This is a genomic window from Dyadobacter sp. 32 (assembly GCF_902506755.1).
Taxonomy (GTDB): domain Bacteria; phylum Bacteroidota; class Bacteroidia; order Cytophagales; family Spirosomataceae; genus Dyadobacter.
Window position 1 is genome coordinate 6,432,531 of sequence record NZ_LR735258.1, and the last position, 15,708, is coordinate 6,448,238.

11 protein-coding genes are annotated in these 15,708 nt (G+C 44.3%); 4 read left to right on the plus strand and 7 right to left on the minus strand.

What is annotated here, in order from left to right; all coding sequences use genetic code 11:
* Window positions 1–32: 32 nt before the first annotated feature.
* From DYADSP32_RS26340 to DYADSP32_RS26360, 5 genes are all read right to left on the minus strand, one after another.
* Window positions 33–1,163: a DUF3419 family protein gene (locus DYADSP32_RS26340; RefSeq protein WP_414618076.1), complete on the minus strand. Its 1,131-nt coding sequence runs from the start codon at window positions 1,161–1,163 to the stop codon at window positions 33–35.
* The gene (locus DYADSP32_RS26345; protein WP_149239967.1) at window positions 1,126–3,723 is read right to left on the minus strand and encodes a PEP/pyruvate-binding domain-containing protein; all 2,598 of its coding nucleotides are present in this window, start codon (window positions 3,721–3,723) and stop codon (window positions 1,126–1,128) included. Before DYADSP32_RS26345 ends, DYADSP32_RS26340 begins: the two co-directional genes overlap by 38 nt.
* Window positions 3,724–3,759: 36 nt before the next feature.
* On the minus strand, window positions 3,760–4,728 hold the full coding sequence (locus DYADSP32_RS26350) for a UbiA family prenyltransferase (protein WP_149239966.1): 969 nt from the start codon (window positions 4,726–4,728) through the stop codon (window positions 3,760–3,762).
* Entirely contained in the window at window positions 4,725–5,996 is a 1,272-nt protein-coding gene (locus DYADSP32_RS26355) for a hydroxymethylglutaryl-CoA reductase (RefSeq protein WP_149239965.1), read from the minus strand. The genes DYADSP32_RS26350 and DYADSP32_RS26355 overlap by 4 nt, the downstream gene beginning before the upstream one ends.
* Window positions 5,997–6,142: 146 nt before the next feature.
* Window positions 6,143–7,456 (minus strand): hypothetical protein, encoded by a 1,314-nt coding sequence (locus tag DYADSP32_RS26360; protein ID WP_149239964.1) that lies wholly within the window; start codon window positions 7,454–7,456, stop codon window positions 6,143–6,145.
* A gap of 226 nt (window positions 7,457–7,682) precedes the next feature.
* Here DYADSP32_RS26360 and DYADSP32_RS26365 point away from each other — a divergent pair, with 226 nt between their 5' ends.
* The 3 genes from DYADSP32_RS26365 (at window position 7,683) to DYADSP32_RS26375 (ending at window position 12,619) form a co-directional block, all read left to right on the plus strand.
* On the plus strand, window positions 7,683–8,249 hold the full coding sequence (locus tag DYADSP32_RS26365; protein ID WP_149239963.1) for a sigma-70 family RNA polymerase sigma factor: 567 nt from the start codon (window positions 7,683–7,685) through the stop codon (window positions 8,247–8,249).
* Window positions 8,250–9,495: 1,246 nt separating this feature from the next.
* Entirely contained in the window at window positions 9,496–12,027 is a 2,532-nt protein-coding gene (locus tag DYADSP32_RS26370) for a T9SS type A sorting domain-containing protein (RefSeq protein WP_414618077.1), read from the plus strand.
* A gap of 232 nt (window positions 12,028–12,259) precedes the next feature.
* Window positions 12,260–12,619, plus strand: a complete 360-nt coding sequence (locus tag DYADSP32_RS26375; RefSeq protein ID WP_149239961.1) for a hypothetical protein — start codon at window positions 12,260–12,262, stop codon at window positions 12,617–12,619.
* Window positions 12,620–12,645: 26 nt separating this feature from the next.
* Here DYADSP32_RS26375 and DYADSP32_RS26380 read toward each other — a convergent pair whose 3' ends face one another.
* Window positions 12,646–12,864, minus strand: coding sequence for a hypothetical protein (locus DYADSP32_RS26380; RefSeq protein ID WP_149239960.1), 219 nt, complete (start codon window positions 12,862–12,864; stop codon window positions 12,646–12,648).
* A gap of 288 nt (window positions 12,865–13,152) precedes the next feature.
* Here DYADSP32_RS26380 and DYADSP32_RS26385 point away from each other — a divergent pair, with 288 nt between their 5' ends.
* A complete protein-coding gene (locus tag DYADSP32_RS26385; RefSeq protein WP_149239959.1) occupies window positions 13,153–14,199 on the plus strand; it encodes a DUF4097 family beta strand repeat-containing protein in 1,047 nt (348 codons plus the stop codon).
* A 215-nt stretch (window positions 14,200–14,414) separates the two neighbouring features.
* Here DYADSP32_RS26385 and DYADSP32_RS26390 read toward each other — a convergent pair whose 3' ends face one another.
* Window positions 14,415–15,659, minus strand: a complete 1,245-nt coding sequence (locus DYADSP32_RS26390) for an MFS transporter (RefSeq protein ID WP_149239958.1) — start codon at window positions 15,657–15,659, stop codon at window positions 14,415–14,417.
* Between the last annotated feature and the right edge of the window lie 49 nt (window positions 15,660–15,708).

The window sequence follows — 15,708 nt, forward strand, 5'->3', positions numbered from 1 at the left end:
AAGATTCAAATCGCGGGTGCATTTCGGGTAAATTATCTGTCCGGCCAAAGAACCTGTTCCACTATAAATTCTTTGTAAAAAAAACCTTTATCCTGAGCAGTAAGTGTTTTTGAAATAGCTAAATATTGGAGTCGTTCGGGCAGGATGTCGGATATCTTTCGTGGGACCATCAGATTCCAGTAGGCTATTTTGCCCCTTTTGTTCATTCCATTCAGTAGGGCTTCTGCGCTTGATTTGAACTGCGCACTGTCCAGATACTCAAAAATATCAGAAAGATTCATAAAGTCAAACTTACCGAATTTTACAACGGCATGTTGGGCAAAACCTTCATGCATTTGTAATTTGTCGATATTGGATTTGATGATGTCGTAGTTTGATTCCTGTAAATAGTGCGGGAGCAGGTTGCCAAAGCTACCGCTCAGGTTATAACGTAAAATATGATTTTCCTGAGCAGCAACTGATTTTAATTGCAGTTGGGCCTGATGATATATAAATTCGGAAACGGAGCCTTGCACTTCATTCAAAAACGCCGGGTCGCGACCCAGTTTTCCCATCAGATACCGGCTGAAGAATATCCTGAAAAGCAATTTCCAGCGCCAGGTATTCCATTTGTTATCATAAAAATGACGTTGCTCGTTTTCTGTTTTTTTACTTAAAAGGGCTTCAACATCCGATTGGGTGTGAATCCATGGAAGTACTTTTTTACTAAAAATTTGAAAGTACTTTTCAAACTTACCCTCATGTATGACGCCATTTTTGATCAGATGTAGGTTGGCTTTCCAATATTGCTGGCAATCATGGGAAAGGTGTTTTCTGATTTGCTCAAAAGACGCTTCGCGTGTTGCTGACTCATGAAAGCCTAGAAAACAGAGCACTTCCTCCCTGGATAAATGTTTGATGCACATCTTTTTCAATTCAATCAGATGCAACTGGACTTTGTTCACATCTACTGCGACAACCAACTCCGGATGGGTCGTTAACATGGAAAAACTATTGTCGCCGGCGGAGCCAATGGAAAGAATCTTGCTACCTTGGGCAGGAGCAAGGCCCTGCAACAATATATCCACGTCTTCCCAGCAGTTGGCATAACGGAGGAAGTTAAATTTTACCCGGTTGGTCAGATCGTCATGCATTGATGAGTCGTATGGTTCCTGTACTTCCATTCATTTCGATTTGATCGCCTGTCTTAAGCGTTTTTAACAATCCTGTCACCGCCACAATACACGGCTTGCCCATTTCACGAGATACAATAGCAGAATGGCTCAGCAAGCTGCCTCTTTCTACGATAATGCCGGAGGCACTTGTAAAAAGTGTGACCCAGCCCGGATCAGTACTTGAGGTTACAAGAATATCCCCGTTGAGTGCATGCGTTTCATTGGGGTTCATCACCACGCGTACCTTACCCCTGACGATTCCAGGTGAGCAGCCAATTCCTTTTAGATCCCCTTCCGGTATTTCCATTTTGCTGTTGCTGAAAAAGTCGTTGCCGTGATATACGGGGCCGTATGTGGCAAACCGCTCAGCCGGGGGCTCCATAGAGGTGAATTTTTGAAATTCGCTTTTACGAAAGGAAATGAGCCCCTGCAAGTCCTGAGTGACAGACATTCCTTCTACGAAAGCAAGTATTTCGTCTTTTGTCAGGTAAAAAATGTCACGTTCGTTTGCAATAATCTGTTCTCTGCAAAACGCAGATCCGAGTGCTGAGAAAATTTCTCTCACAATCCCGAAAGCCCGGGTGCGTTCGTAGCGGAGATTCTCCCTGGCACTAACCAGCTCCCTGGCGTTGGACAGGATTTTATTAAACTTCCATCTCTGATAGGGGTTGTTTCTGAAAGCTTGAGCCACAACGCTCTCGGCATTACTCCGCAGTTTATTTTCGGTTTCACCGGAAAACTGTTGTTGGGTTACTCCGTTTTCAACATAAGATTTCAATACCCTGACAAACCTGGCCGGATCCTGGTTGTACGATATCGTTTCCAGTTTTAACTCGCCTACGCATCGTTCTCCAAAATCAGTAATGTATGTTTCTATCTGCTTTCGGATCTCGACATGCGACGGATTTTGATCCGATTTGAGCTTTTCCCAAATGACGTGTTCGCCGTTTTTTTCAAATGAATTTTTTAAAACCGGATTTGCAGCGATGTTCGTGGCGATTGCGATTGTTCTATGCGCCGGTTCCACTGAAATGATATCACTGCTGCCACAGAGCAGATCGTTATGAAGGTTGGGGTGATCTGTGGCGAATTTCAGGCAGTACTTTTGAAGCATCCCAAACCAGATCATGGCAAAGAAATCGTTGAGTAAGGGTGCTTTCCATTCGTTAAGCAGTGATTTTTCAAAGCTCAGATACAGTTCAATAATTTCGTTGATGGATTTGGTACTGTAATCTATCTGCTTGTATTGCGCTATGGTTTTGTTTAACAGTATTACAAACTCTTTTCTTTTTTCAGGTAACGACCGGAACCGATAATACATGCTTGCAGCCATCTTACCGATGCTCCACCAGGCTTTACCTTTGGAAAGTCTGTAGCTTTCCGGTATGTCGAACTGCTCTTTTACACCCATCATTTTTTCCATATAGCGTGCATTAATGCTGTAACCTGGTAGCATGGCAAGCATATGATACCAGGTTTTCAGATTGTAGTAGACACGTCCGTTGATGAACCCAAGCGTATGTTTGAAAACGCCTTCATTTTCCATAATCACTTTATCGGGAACGCCCAGATAGCTGCTGAAAAGCTTGTAGGCCACTTCGTAGGATTTACTTATGAATGAAAAAGTGAGAGGCGTGGTTACACCCGGGTAGGATTCGATGATGTTGCTGTTGTCCCATAATATGTAGGTGTCGGTGGATTGGGCAGCGGAGTTTAACCGGGTTATTGGACGTGTCTGAAGCAAATATAATTGTCCATCCTTGATTGCGAATTCGATGTCCTGTGCAGCTCCGAAGTGATTTTTGAGCTTTTCGAGCAAGTTGCCAATTTGGTGTACTGTGTCGTTGTCAAGTGTTGGTGCGTTTTGAATAGCTGCTTCAACGGGGAATTTTTTGGTCCCTCCCTGGTCAGGGTTGCCCACAATCTGGTAAATCTTTGTCGCTACTTCCACCGTTACTTCGCCATTATCAATGATAAAGTTATCCGCATTCAACTCGCCCGAAACCAGTCCCTCTCCAAGTCCGTACACGGCGCTGATCACTTTCTGATCCGGGTTTTCGCTCACCGGATGTAACCCCATTGCTACGCCCGAGACGGTGGCGTCGATCATTTCCTGAATAACAACAGCGATTCCCTGCGTATTCTGTAATCCGTGAAGCTTTCGGTACTGACTCACCCTGGCAGAAAAGCAGGACGCCCATACACGTTCTATTTTCTCAGGGAGCTGCTCCTTTGTCACAAACAGATAACTCTCAAATTGTCCGGCGAAAGAGAAGTTTTCTCCGTCTTCGTCGATTGCTGAGGATCGTACTGCAAAAAACGGTACGCCTGGAAAGTGCTGATCAACCAGATTTTTAACGAACTGTGGTGAAACGGAGATCTGATTGTTTTTAGATTCGTGACTTTGCAGCAGATCGTCTGCTGTTAAATTCGTGAATGACTCAGAAGGGATAACGACGAATTTAGGTACCGGAAGGCCCAGTGCCTTGAGGGCGAAAAGATTTCTAGCCTTTCCCCCTATGGTAACTTGGTTAGCCTGCTTCCACTCTGTGTCAGATAAATATAGCATTGTCAGCAGCTTCTTTGTGAAAAAGGAGATTTATCGTCAGATTAAAAGCTTGGAAATCATGGGTCCTGCCCCCAGTGTAAGATACATTCCGATTGTCCAGAGAGCCGAAGCATACTCAATCATTTTGGAAAGTGGTTCCGTTCTGCTTCTTAGAAACAATACTGCGGGCAAAACACAGATCACAAATAGACCTGAAAGTACGAAAAATACCTCATCCCCATAGCCTGCAGATACGGAAGCGAGCATGCTTAGCGCCAGCGTGACGACAAGAAAAAGTAACCAAAGCAACACAGCGCCATTTATTCCCAGCATGGAAGTATAGGTATCCACGCCCTCCGTTTCTTTTTGTGGTACCCTTATTTTCCTTCCTATTTCAAGCACGATCCCGTTCATGTAAGAGACAGCAAAAAAGAATGCGAGGCCCACAGGTGGGGTGGCACCAGCCAGGAGCCAATCGAGTCCACTGGCATATACATCAATCAAAGGAATAATGAACATGTGCGTGGTTACATACCAAAACTGATGGTTTTTGAGCCAGGCGGACACAAAAAACTCCTTGCCCATAAGTAAAAGGTAGGTAAGGATCAGTCCGTAAATAACCAGCATGCGGGGTACGAACAGCAGGTTAAGGGTTACTTGAAGCACCACCAGCACGATTCCGATGTTGCGAAGTTCAGCGAGCGAGATCAGGCCTCGGGGAACAGCAAGCTCTTTTCGGTACCTGGCGTCATCCTCTGCATCTTTGAACTCGTCAAAAATCCTAACCAGGAAAAACAGGGAAATGGTGGTAAATATGCCAACTCCGAAAATTTTTTCGTCAACAAAACCCTCAGCGCCACGGCAGATCCTCGAGTAAGAAATGGCTGAGAAGCTGAATGCCGCTACAAGCAACCCGTGGCCAAGCAGCGGGAAGCGCTCCTTTTGGTAAATAAATAACCTTTTGAGGAACAGGGCGTTGTTCTCCTCCGGATTGCTGAACTCGTTTGTTTGCAGGTTTCGGCTCATTTCTTTCTCCCGAATTTTTGATGTGCTTCCGAAAAATGACCTGCCGACAATGCGGCGGCGATGGATATTTCGCCAGCCAATACCAGCGCTCCGCATATTTCTGCCAGTTTTTTCGCCTTGCCAGGTCCGTAGCAGTCCATCAATTGGAGGCATTCCTTTTGGGTTGGCAGGGAAGTTCCACCACCTACGGTTCCTATCATCAGATTGGGAAGGGTCACACTTACGTAAAGTCCCCCGCAATCTGTAAGTTCCATTCGTGTTATTCCCACCGCAGCTTCGGAAATACAGGCCACATCCTGGCCGGTAGCCAAAAAAAGAGCTGCCAATCCGTTGGCATAATGGCCTTGTGCCCCGATGGCACCACTCTGTATGGCCCCGATCGTGGAACTTCGCCAATACTCCGCCATTGCCTCCGGGGAGGTTTTTAATACATTTTGGATCACCTCGGAGGATAGCCGAATCTCCGTGGTGACCTTTTTACCACGCACGTTGGTGAACGAGAGTAATGTAGCTTTTTTATCGCCAGAATAATTTCCCTCTATGAACCACATCAATGGTTTTACCGGAGCGTGTTCGATCATGTATTTGCAGATAACATCGGTGCAAATCGTGACCATGTTCTGTCCTGCCGCATCGCCTGTAGAATATTCAAAGGTGAGTATCAGATGGTTCCCTTCTATATTGGTTTTCATTTCAAGTAACCTGGCAAAGCGGCTGGTTTGCGCCGTAATTTCTCTGAACTTTTCAAGACGATCGAGAACCCAGATAAGAAATGAACCCAGATCGGCAATGTTGTCAAACTTGAAAAGAGGTGACCTTTGAACTCCTTCTATAAGACAAATGGAGGTGGCCCCGCCAGACAGAAGGCACGCTTTTGCGCCACGGTGATAGGAGGCCACAAGGGCACCTTCGCTCGTTGCGAGCGGTATGTAGAAATCCCCTTTTGCAGCAGACCCGATGATTCGTAACCGTCCGATGACACCGGTAGGAATTTGAGTCAAGCCAATGAAATTCTCTATGTTTCCCTCCAGCTGATTCAGGTTCTCCGGAGATGTTGAAGGGGTTAAATAATCCAATTGTTGATTTGAAATTTTCCTGAGAAATGCCCTCCGTTTTTCTACACCTTCAAGCGAGTGAGCGTGTTCGAGCGGGGTCGGGGTCGGTGTGGGTTCCTGTTGATGCCTGATACGGTCAATAAGGTCATCCGTATTTTGAATTGACTTTAGCGCTACAACAGCTCTTTTTGTATTTTCAATTGTGGAGGCCATGAGCAATAAAATTTAGTTATGTTTTGAGTAGTTCCGCATATGCTTGTAACTACCAGTAGGGTGTACCTTTTCTATTTCTGTATCATTCAAGGGCGCAAGATCTGAACAGTCTAATTGTCAGGCCTCTATAACGAATCAAATGTCGATTATTTATCCGCTTTCCTTAGTTCAGAGGCGGTATACTCATGACTCAGTAACTTCTCAAATAGTTGCCATCGTTTGTCGGAAATTTCGCTACCCGTTTGGTTTTCAATGTAGTTTTTGATCAGTTCCTGCCCATAATTGTAGTTGATGACGTAGCTCCGGTATTTCTTTATGAATCTCAAATAATCAGTTGCACCCTTAGGCGTTAACAGGCAATAATCCGATAACCAGCGTATAGCTTCTTTGTCATCCATTTTTTGGCTTAAAACGCCGCGTGCAACTTCGTTTTTGGCATAACCAAGCTGAGAAGACAGAGACAGGGCCTTGAAATATAAATCGGAATATTGGGAGTCAATGCCGGCGAGGGGCATGAGCACTTTTTTACAAAACTCCTTTTGTTCCTCTCCCGGAAAGGCCATATCGATGCCATAATTGGCACTACCCTCGGCAATGAGGGATTGAGGGCTGAACAGCGGATACAAGGATATTTCTAACCAGCCTTTGTCCTGATACAGATTTTTCTCCAGCAACAGATTGAACACATGATGCCCGGGGTAGCCTTCATGACAGGCCAGATCGATGGCCCGTACAATGAAAATGGGTTGGCTCACATTAATCTGGATCACACTTTTGTATTTTCCCTGGTACCAGTTATATCCCGACCAGGGCTTGTCCGTGACATATTCGAGCTTGAACGATTCCTGCTCGGGCAGCTTGTAATGGGCGAGGGTTTTTCGTCGGGCTTCTGCAATCGCCGTCTGAAATACCGTATCGATTTTTTCTTTGGGTATCTCAAAATGGGCCGCAAGCTTTTGATAACGATCTGCAAGTTTCCCGTTGCCAGGTAGCATGCGATCCAGTTGCGCTATGAGCAGTTGGAAATGCTCCTCAGAATGGGCTGGTGCCACTGCATCAAAAAGGTCTTTCGATTCCTGGTCGAAGGTGGAATACTCTCCGGAGAAAATTCTTATCCTGCGAGCAAAACCGGTCAGTTGCTTAACAAGCCATGCGGATCTGGATTTGAGGGTATCGTTTCGCGTAGGACCGGCAATTTTCAAGAGTGAAGACTGAAGATTTTTGACTTCAGATAAAAAACTATCCTTGGGAAATACCGGCAGTATCGGGCCGGTAGGCTTGAGGGAGTCAGGGCCATAATATGCGTCGACAAAATCGCTATCGTATTGCCCAATGGCAAGACCCAGTTTCACATATCGGGTGGCCAGATTGTTCATTGCGGCCTGTTCGTTGTGCTCGGAGGCGTTCGGCGCACATGCTATCAGCAGTACTAATAAACAAAGGGATAATATAGTTTTCATCCTGCGATTTTTTAAATAATCAATGTGTAAGTATTTGTTGACTAATACTTAACGTGTTAGCACACCCAAATCTGAAATGTTGAGCGGATACTGTTCCACAAGTTGCCCTCTAATCTACCCAATATGTTACTAAAATTGAATGGAATAATATTTATAATCTAGCCAAAGGTCTTGAGATTACAACACGATGCTCCTGGCCTGCAACACAAAGCCCCCGAACTTCAACATGGCTAAAAAACTATTTATTGGCGAGGAGCTGCTCATTGAGCAATTGAAGTTAAATAACCGAAAAGCGTTCGAGTATTTATATGACAATTACTCATCAGCACTTTATGGCATTATTCTCAAAGTCTTGAAAGACGAGGAGAAAGCTGCGGATACATTACAGGATTCATTCCTTAAAATATGGAGATCCATGTCATCCTATGATGCGGCGAAGGGTTCTATTTTCACATGGATGCTGAATATTGCACGCAATACGGCTATCGATAAGCTTCGGGCTGAAACCCGACCAGAGATAGTTGTGTCCTGGGACAGGCTTCCGGAGGAAGATATTATTCCGGTTAGTGTTCAGTCACCGCTTGCCACAATCGATGTCAGGTCCATCGTATCGCGGATGGTTCCGGAAAAGAAACAGGTCATTGAGATGGTTTATTTTCAGGGTTACACCCATGAAGAGGTTTCGGAACGACTCAATGTGCCTCTGGGTACAATTAAGTCTCGGGTAAGAAGGGCATTAACCGATTTGCGCACCATCTTTGAAGCAACCCAGTATCATCCTCAGGTAGCCTAGCTGATCCATTACTTCAAATACATTCAGGATCTCCGATCCTACTTGCCTTTGTGCGTTTTCACAAACTACTTTTGCGATCAGTTTGCTTTCATTTTCCTAATCTTTCCACACGGTTACATCCAGGTAAATTAATTCTCCGAATTGTTTACCTCTGATAAGCGGCTACCAAAATCTTTATTGAAGTAAAAGGGGCATGTGTGTATATGCCTATGTTTATCGTACGGCCTGCATGGATTGGGGGTTGAAGCAGACTACTATACCATTTTGCTAGCATTTTCAACTTTCTCTGATCGGTCCAGTGATGTCTGAAAATAGGACATGTATTCCGTAATGACCTCATCCAGGCAACAATCCGTACCAGAACGACAGGTAATTGTGTTCCAAACCGCTTGAATCTTTGGACTTGTTGGTAGGGGAAAAAGATAAGTACAACTACGACACTCACTCTTATCATTTGACGGGGGGGTGGGATCCCTGAACAAGCTGCTGTATCCGAATTGCAAATTTAGCAATTGCCTGTCTTAGGAAAACCCGGGCATCACGTGAAGTCTGATAAGCAGTTAGGTGTGGGCTTTTGATGCAGAATTATTTCGTAATTTCCAGGGACACAAAATGGTATGTAAACTGGATGCGTATAGTATAGAAATCGACAGCTTAATATATGCAATCAACGCTATACGTTACATTGTCAATTTCTCAATTTTTACTGGGATTTACATTAAAATACTTATCTGCCATCCCCTTTTAGTCAGTTTTTTTTTAAATATTTTCATTTTTTTTTCAACCCAATTATTGGTGTTTCTAAGCGCTCACTCTGAACCTGATGAGCGTTTTTTTTAGAAAGAAGCTCCATAGAGTACCCTAAGCTATTCTACTTTATAGAAGTAATTCTATTTTTATTCCCGTATGGTCATATTCGCCGTATCCCCCCATAAATTGACTCTAAATATTTTCATTATTAAAAAAATGCAATTTTGTTCTGAACCGTAGCAATCCGAACAAATTGAAATGTTTCGACCAAATTTGGCAAGAAAATCCCACTTTTCTCACTTTTTTGTTAGAATTTATGTAGAAAAAATTCTGTATTTTATCGTCATAATAGTTATTATTTGATCCTGGCCCTAATTTCGAAAAGTGTGAAATATTGAATAAGTGATATTTTTAGTTAGTCTTTTTCGGATTTTCATTCGTAAGTTTAATGTTGTTTGGTTACCTCATAATCAACTTTTTTGACTTATTAAAAAGCATGAAAAAAATCATTACTCTTATTTGTTTTTTAGCCCTTCTAAGCGGCTTCTCTGGCTCTAACTTAGAGGCTTTCGGAAGCCCGATGTTATCGTCTCCGATAATAACTAATTCGGCTGCTACGCTCACTGACAATTGTCCTGAATGTGCAGGTAACAGACTGGTTAACGGCAATTTTGAAGATGGATTGACGGGGTGGAAAAAAAGTGGAGGGACATTGGAAAGTTCCACACAGTATAAATCCTGTGGCTCTAAAGGTGCGACTTTCGGTGGCAGCGGATATTTTTATCAGGATGTTGAAAATATCGGTGAAGGGGATATGGTAACCCTGAATTTTTATGGTGCACGTCATGAAACAAATTACGGTCAGACCTTCTCTATTCAGTTTCTGAATTCCTCTGGAAATGAAATCGGAACACCTGCCGCAAGTCAAAGCAAGGCAATCAACAAAGATGTTGACACCAATCCATGGGGATTGAAGTTGTTCACCATGACGGGTACAGCACCAGCAGGTACTGTAAAAGTCCGGGTGAAAGGATCTCAGAACCATGCAAATGCCTGGATCAAGATGGATGAAGCATGCCTTACGGTTGTTAAAAATTGCCCAGAGTGCATTGGTAATAAACTGGTTAACGGAGACTTTGAAAGTGGAACAACGGGTTGGTCGAAGAGTGGCGGAACATTGGCAAGCAGTGATGTGTATGTTGAATGCGGTGAGAAGGGCGCTACCTTTGGCGGCAATGGCTATTTTTATCAGGATGTTCCCAATATCAATGCAGGGGATGTGGTGACGCTGAACATTTACGGGGCGCGCCACGAAACCAACTACAGTCAAAAATTCCAGATCCAATTTTTGAATTCATCAGGAAATGAAGTGGGTACGCCTGCCGCATCGCAGACTAAGGCAATTGACAAAGATGTAGACGCAAGTCCATGGGGACTTAAGTTGTACACAATGACTGGAACAGCGCCTGCGGGAACAGTGAAAGTTCGTGTGAAAGGATCGCAGAATAACAATAATGCCTGGATCAAATTGGATGCAGCTTGCCTTACGGTTGTGAAAAGCTGCCCGGACTGTTCGGGTAATAAGCTTACCAATAGTGGCTTTGAAAGTGGAACAACTGGTTGGACCACCAGCGGCGGGTCTCTGGCCAGCAGCACGGATTACAAAGAGTGTGGAGAAAAGGGTGCGGTTCTTTCAGGTAACGGTAGCTTTTATCAGGATGTAAATATCCTTGAATTCAGCGCAGTGACTTTGAAAATATTTGCTGCCCGCAAAACAGACTACAACCATAAAATCCAGCTGATCTTCCTGGACGGAACCGGTGCTGCCATTGCCAATCAGCCAGGGTCTCAAACCAAAAGCATCGACAAGAATATCGACACCAGTCCCTGGGGGCTCAAAGAATACACGATTACCGGAAATGCTCCAGAGGGTGCAAGAAAAGTACGCATCCAGATCTCTCAAACCAATGCCAGTGCCTGGGTGGCTGTGGATGCAGCTTGTCTTACAGTAGTGCCACCAGTAGCCAATTGCAACTGTGACGGTAATAAAGCAGTAAATGGAAGTTTTGAAAGTGGAACTGGCAGCTGGACCAAGGATGTTCCGGCTACGAACTACGCTGTGGAGACCTCCTCAAAAGGTTGTGGGTCTAAATATGGGGTAATTACTGGCGTAGGTAGTATATATCAGGACGTAACACTGGTACCTAATTCTAAAGTGAATCTGATCATCTGGGGTGGTACGAGTGATATAACAAAAGATCATAAGTTCAGGATTTCGTTTTTCGACAAGGACGGTGTGGTGCTCTCATCAGAAACAAAAGAAATGGATTATCTGCTCAATGATAATTATCTGAAAGAATATGTGTTCCAGGAGCTTACTTCACCTGCTAGAAGTGTTAAAGTACGTGTAGAAGCCATTTCATCGGCTGGAAATACCTCATCCAGCACATTCAAGGTAGATGGAGCCTGCCTTAAAATCACACCTCCCGATGCTCCTTTGCCGGTTACACTTGTAAGTTTTGCCGTGGCCAGGGAAAATGCATCCGCAGTACTATCCTGGTCAACTACGACCGAAAGCAATTCATCTGAATTTGAGGTGCAGCAAAGTGAAAACGGTAAAGTCTGGAACCGCGTTGGAGCTGTGTCGGCAACAGGGGAAAGCAAGGAACTGGTACGGTACCATTTTGTTCACAACCAACCGGCAGAAGGAAACAACTTTTACCGTTTAAAAATGATTGATAACGACGCGACTTTCTCCCTTAGTCGTATTGTTACGATCCACTTTGGAGAAACAAGTGCCGTTCAACTCTATCCAAATCCAACAACGGATTATATGAAATTAACAGTGGGTGCTGGTAAAATTGCAAACGTCCAGTTGTATAACATACAAGGAGTAATGGTGCTGGAAACAAAGCCCGATTCTTCTGATATCGTTGATCTGAGCCGTCTGGCACCTGGGGCTTATGTGGTTAAGGTAAAACAGGGAAGTGGTGTCACCAGTACAAGACGTATTCAGATTGTGAAGTAATACAATCCGATTTCGATACCAGATCGGCCCTGAATTTGCATGAAGCAGATTCAGGGCCGACTTTTTTTGCAGTCATCTATTTTGAACCTTATTCCTGCTTATTTTTTGTGGAGCATTGCAACCATTCGTTGTGGGAAGGTGTCACAAGATCTAGGCATAGATAGGTATAAATAATAGAATGGCGTTAGCCGCTGGAAAGCAATTCTAATTTTACAAACAAATTGCGGAGCTTATGAAAACGTTGATCTTAATTATGGGGTTGCTTGCCTGGATAGGGAGCTGCAGCGATGATATGGAAGTTACAGAAAGCGCAATTCTGGAAACAGATGCTACCTGGACCAATATGCTTGCAACCGATGGATGCTCATGGCACTTTGCTGTGAATAAAAAAGACACATCCTTTTCCCTTCTGCCTGATGACGCCTCACTCGCCAAAATAGAAAAGGCCCTGGGTAAATTGGAAGGCGCTTACAGTTTCACCGACGTGCGCCTCAAATACAGTGTAACGGGCCGGAAAAAAGATGTGCTTTGCGGTTGGGGGCATACCGCCCGATACGATGAAATCACTGTGGTGGAGATTGCCAGGAAATAAATTATCTCTCGCCCACGTTGTGTCTGCTATAAATTGAGAATATCTTTTGCCTCTTTTTCGGTGTAATAGGGACCCAGTTCCGATTCTTCGATAATTTCCTGAACCTGGTCTTCCGTGGCGGGCTCGGGTTCATTTTCATTTGTTTCCTCAAATACAATTATCCCTTCATCCGCAAGGCTTTGCAACGCAGCTATAAGCTTATCGTATTTGAAGTCTTCGACGAGGTTGATTTTGAACGTTTTCATGTACAGAAATTTAAAGTCAATTGTTTTAGTATAAAGCCATTCTCAGTACTGGCAAAAATTATACCTGTGCGTTTTGAAAATCAGTTTCACAAGTGAATTGTCCGATTTCGAACGGATATCGGAAATACTAATTTGTAAGTGTCTGATTTTGAGTGGTGTAAGTTTCTGGTTTGAATTTTGTGAAATCAATGATCAAGGAGGCAATCTTGCTAAGATTCAAGAACTTTCGAAGCCATGCAACCTCATCACTTTTTTTAGCATCATTATCGAAACTTATCAAATCAGATCATGAAAAAGAGAAATTTACTATTGCTTATATGGGCGGCGATGATTTCAATAGCTTCTTTTGCTCAATCGGAAGAGGACAAGCCGTACGTCAGTAAAAAGTTTACGAATGCATCACTAAGTGCCCTGACTGTTGAAACTTCCGGTGGGTCTATTGCCGTGACTGGCGGTGAATCCAGCTCGGGTTTTAAAGTAGATATGTACGTGCGTGCCAATAACTGGAACGGAAAGAAGGAACTGAGTAAAGAGGAAATTGAGGAACGCCTTGAAGATTACGACATTTTGATTGGCACGGAGGGAAACAGAGTAATTGCCACGGCAAAACGAAAAAGCAACACCAGTTGGGACAACAAGAAAGGTATTTCAATAGGTTTTAAGGTGTACACACCACGCAAAACGGCAACCAATCTCAAAACCAGTGGAGGAAGTATCCATATATCGTCGCTAATTGGCGATCAGAACTTCACAACCAGTGGCGGTAGTATCAAAGTGAATGATCTGGCAGGTGTTGTAAGGGGCAGGACTTCGGGTGGTAGCATAGACGTGTCAAATTGTACCAAGGATATCGAGTTGAGCACAAGCGGTGGCAGTATTAAGGCTATTGCTTTGACCGGAAATATCAATCTTAATACCTCCGGTGGAAGCATTACATTGAACAAGCTGAATGGAGAAATCCACGCCCATACTAGCGGCGGAAGTGTGAATGGTGGTGATATTAAAGGCAAACTAAATACGGGAACCTCTGGTGGGTCTGTCAGGCTGGCGAATGTATCGGGAAGCCTCAAAGCCAGTACAAGTGCAGGAAGCATAGAGGTGACCATGTCGTCGTTAGGTGAATATCTTAGTCTGTCGAGTTCTGCGGGAAGTGTGCGTGTAACCATGCCCCTGGACAAAGGCCTAGACTTAAACCTGAAAGGAAATAAAGTATCTATTCCACTTAAAAATTTTGATGGCAGTGCAGAAAAAGATCGTGTGAATGGAAAAATGAATGGGGGTGGCATGCCAGTTACCTTATCTGCCAGTGCTGGAAGCGTTTATGTGAATCAGTAATGCGTTTTAATAAATTTAAATTCTGTTAGCCAAACTATAAATTAATATGCAACAAGGCACCTTGAGAAAGGTGCCTTGTTGCATTAAACGCCAGGTTTCGCTTGAATGGCATTCAATATGCTTACAGATGAGCAGATTGCTTCTGTTGCTGATGTTCCGCTTGATTTTGTTAAAAACGTAAGGTCAGAGATCAGTATGCACCACACCTGAATCCTTCAACTGAGGCGTACGGAAAACAGATCTTTTGACCTGAGATAAATCCAGCTTACCACGGCCAACGTAACCACGCCCCCCATCATCACGGAGGGAACTGTGCCAAATGCTCTCGCCATGACACCCGACTCAAATGCTCCGAGTTCGTTGGAAGAGCTGACAAAAATTCCATTCACGGCTGCCACACGTCCCCGCATTTCGTCGGGGGGATAAATGAGGAGAATAGTCTGACGGATAATTACACTCACACTATCAAAAACGCCTGTTGCGAACAGAGCAGCACAGGACAGCAGGAAATTGGTTGATAACGAAAACACAATGGTGAAAACGCCAAAGCCGGCAACAGCGATCAGCATGTTTCTCCATGCCTGGCCGGTTGGAGGGAAATAGGCCATGGCGAACATGGTGAGCAAAGACCCAATCGATGGTGCGGCCCTCAGTAACCCAAGGCCTTCCGGCCCCACTTTTAAAATATCTTCGGCAAAAACGGGTAAAATAGCCACCACACCTCCAAAAAGCACCGAAAACAGATCCAGAGAAATGGCATAAAGAACAATCCGGGTTCTGAATACAAATCGAAATCCCTCCTTGAGACTTTCCATAAGCGGCGTAACAATCCTGGGGAATTCGGGCCGTGTTTTGATCATGGCGAGGAGCATCCAGCAAATGCCAAAACTGCCAATGACGATCAGCAAGGTGTGCGTTAAACCCAGGTATGCGTACAGAAAGCCAGCGGCCGCAGGTCCGATAATGGAACCTGCCTGCCAGAAGGAGCTGCTCCATGTTGAAGAATTGTGATAAATAGCGCGGGGTACCAAAAATGGTTTCAGCGAACTTGACGCAGGTGAGTAAAATCCTTTGGCAAAACCTATCAGGGCAAAAACCGCATAGATGCAGGCCAAATGCTCGTTCTGAGTAAGGGATTTATAGATAGCCGGCTGAAACATCGTATAAAGTATTACGGATCCCAATAAAATAACGACCAGGCTGGCATGCATGATGGTAATTTTGTTTTTCTGATCAGCCACATATCCGCCAAACAACGATGTTGCAATAAAAGGAACCACTTCTGCCAATCCGATAAGTCCAAGCGACAATGGATCATGTGTCATTTTGTATAGCTCATAGGCAACGATTACCTCCTGAATCAGAATGGTAGCGGAAAACAGGAAGGTGTTGGAGATATAATACCGGAAGTCGGAATATCGTAAGGCAGCGTAGGGATCCTGGGAAGAAATGGTTTTCAAGGTATCTTTTGTGGTGTTGTAGGTCTAACAACAGGGGCGGGTATTTATG

What these genes read in the sequence shown, in the direction of transcription:
- DYADSP32_RS26340 (WP_414618076.1), bottom strand. Translation starts at nt 1,163, where the DNA reads ATGGAAGTACAGGAACCATACGACTCATCAATGCATGACGATCTGACC.
- DYADSP32_RS26345 (WP_149239967.1), bottom strand. Translation starts at nt 3,723, where the DNA reads ATGCTATATTTATCTGACACAGAGTGGAAGCAGGCTAACCAAGTTACC.
- DYADSP32_RS26350 (WP_149239966.1), bottom strand. Translation starts at nt 4,728, where the DNA reads ATGAGCCGAAACCTGCAAACAAACGAGTTCAGCAATCCGGAGGAGAAC.
- DYADSP32_RS26355 (WP_149239965.1), bottom strand. Translation starts at nt 5,996, where the DNA reads ATGGCCTCCACAATTGAAAATACAAAAAGAGCTGTTGTAGCGCTAAAG.
- DYADSP32_RS26360 (WP_149239964.1), bottom strand. Translation starts at nt 7,456, where the DNA reads ATGAAAACTATATTATCCCTTTGTTTATTAGTACTGCTGATAGCATGT.
- DYADSP32_RS26365 (WP_149239963.1), top strand. Translation starts at nt 7,683, where the DNA reads ATGGCTAAAAAACTATTTATTGGCGAGGAGCTGCTCATTGAGCAATTG.
- DYADSP32_RS26370 (WP_414618077.1), top strand. Translation starts at nt 9,496, where the DNA reads ATGAAAAAAATCATTACTCTTATTTGTTTTTTAGCCCTTCTAAGCGGC.
- DYADSP32_RS26375 (WP_149239961.1), top strand. Translation starts at nt 12,260, where the DNA reads ATGAAAACGTTGATCTTAATTATGGGGTTGCTTGCCTGGATAGGGAGC.
- DYADSP32_RS26380 (WP_149239960.1), bottom strand. Translation starts at nt 12,864, where the DNA reads ATGAAAACGTTCAAAATCAACCTCGTCGAAGACTTCAAATACGATAAG.
- DYADSP32_RS26385 (WP_149239959.1), top strand. Translation starts at nt 13,153, where the DNA reads ATGAAAAAGAGAAATTTACTATTGCTTATATGGGCGGCGATGATTTCA.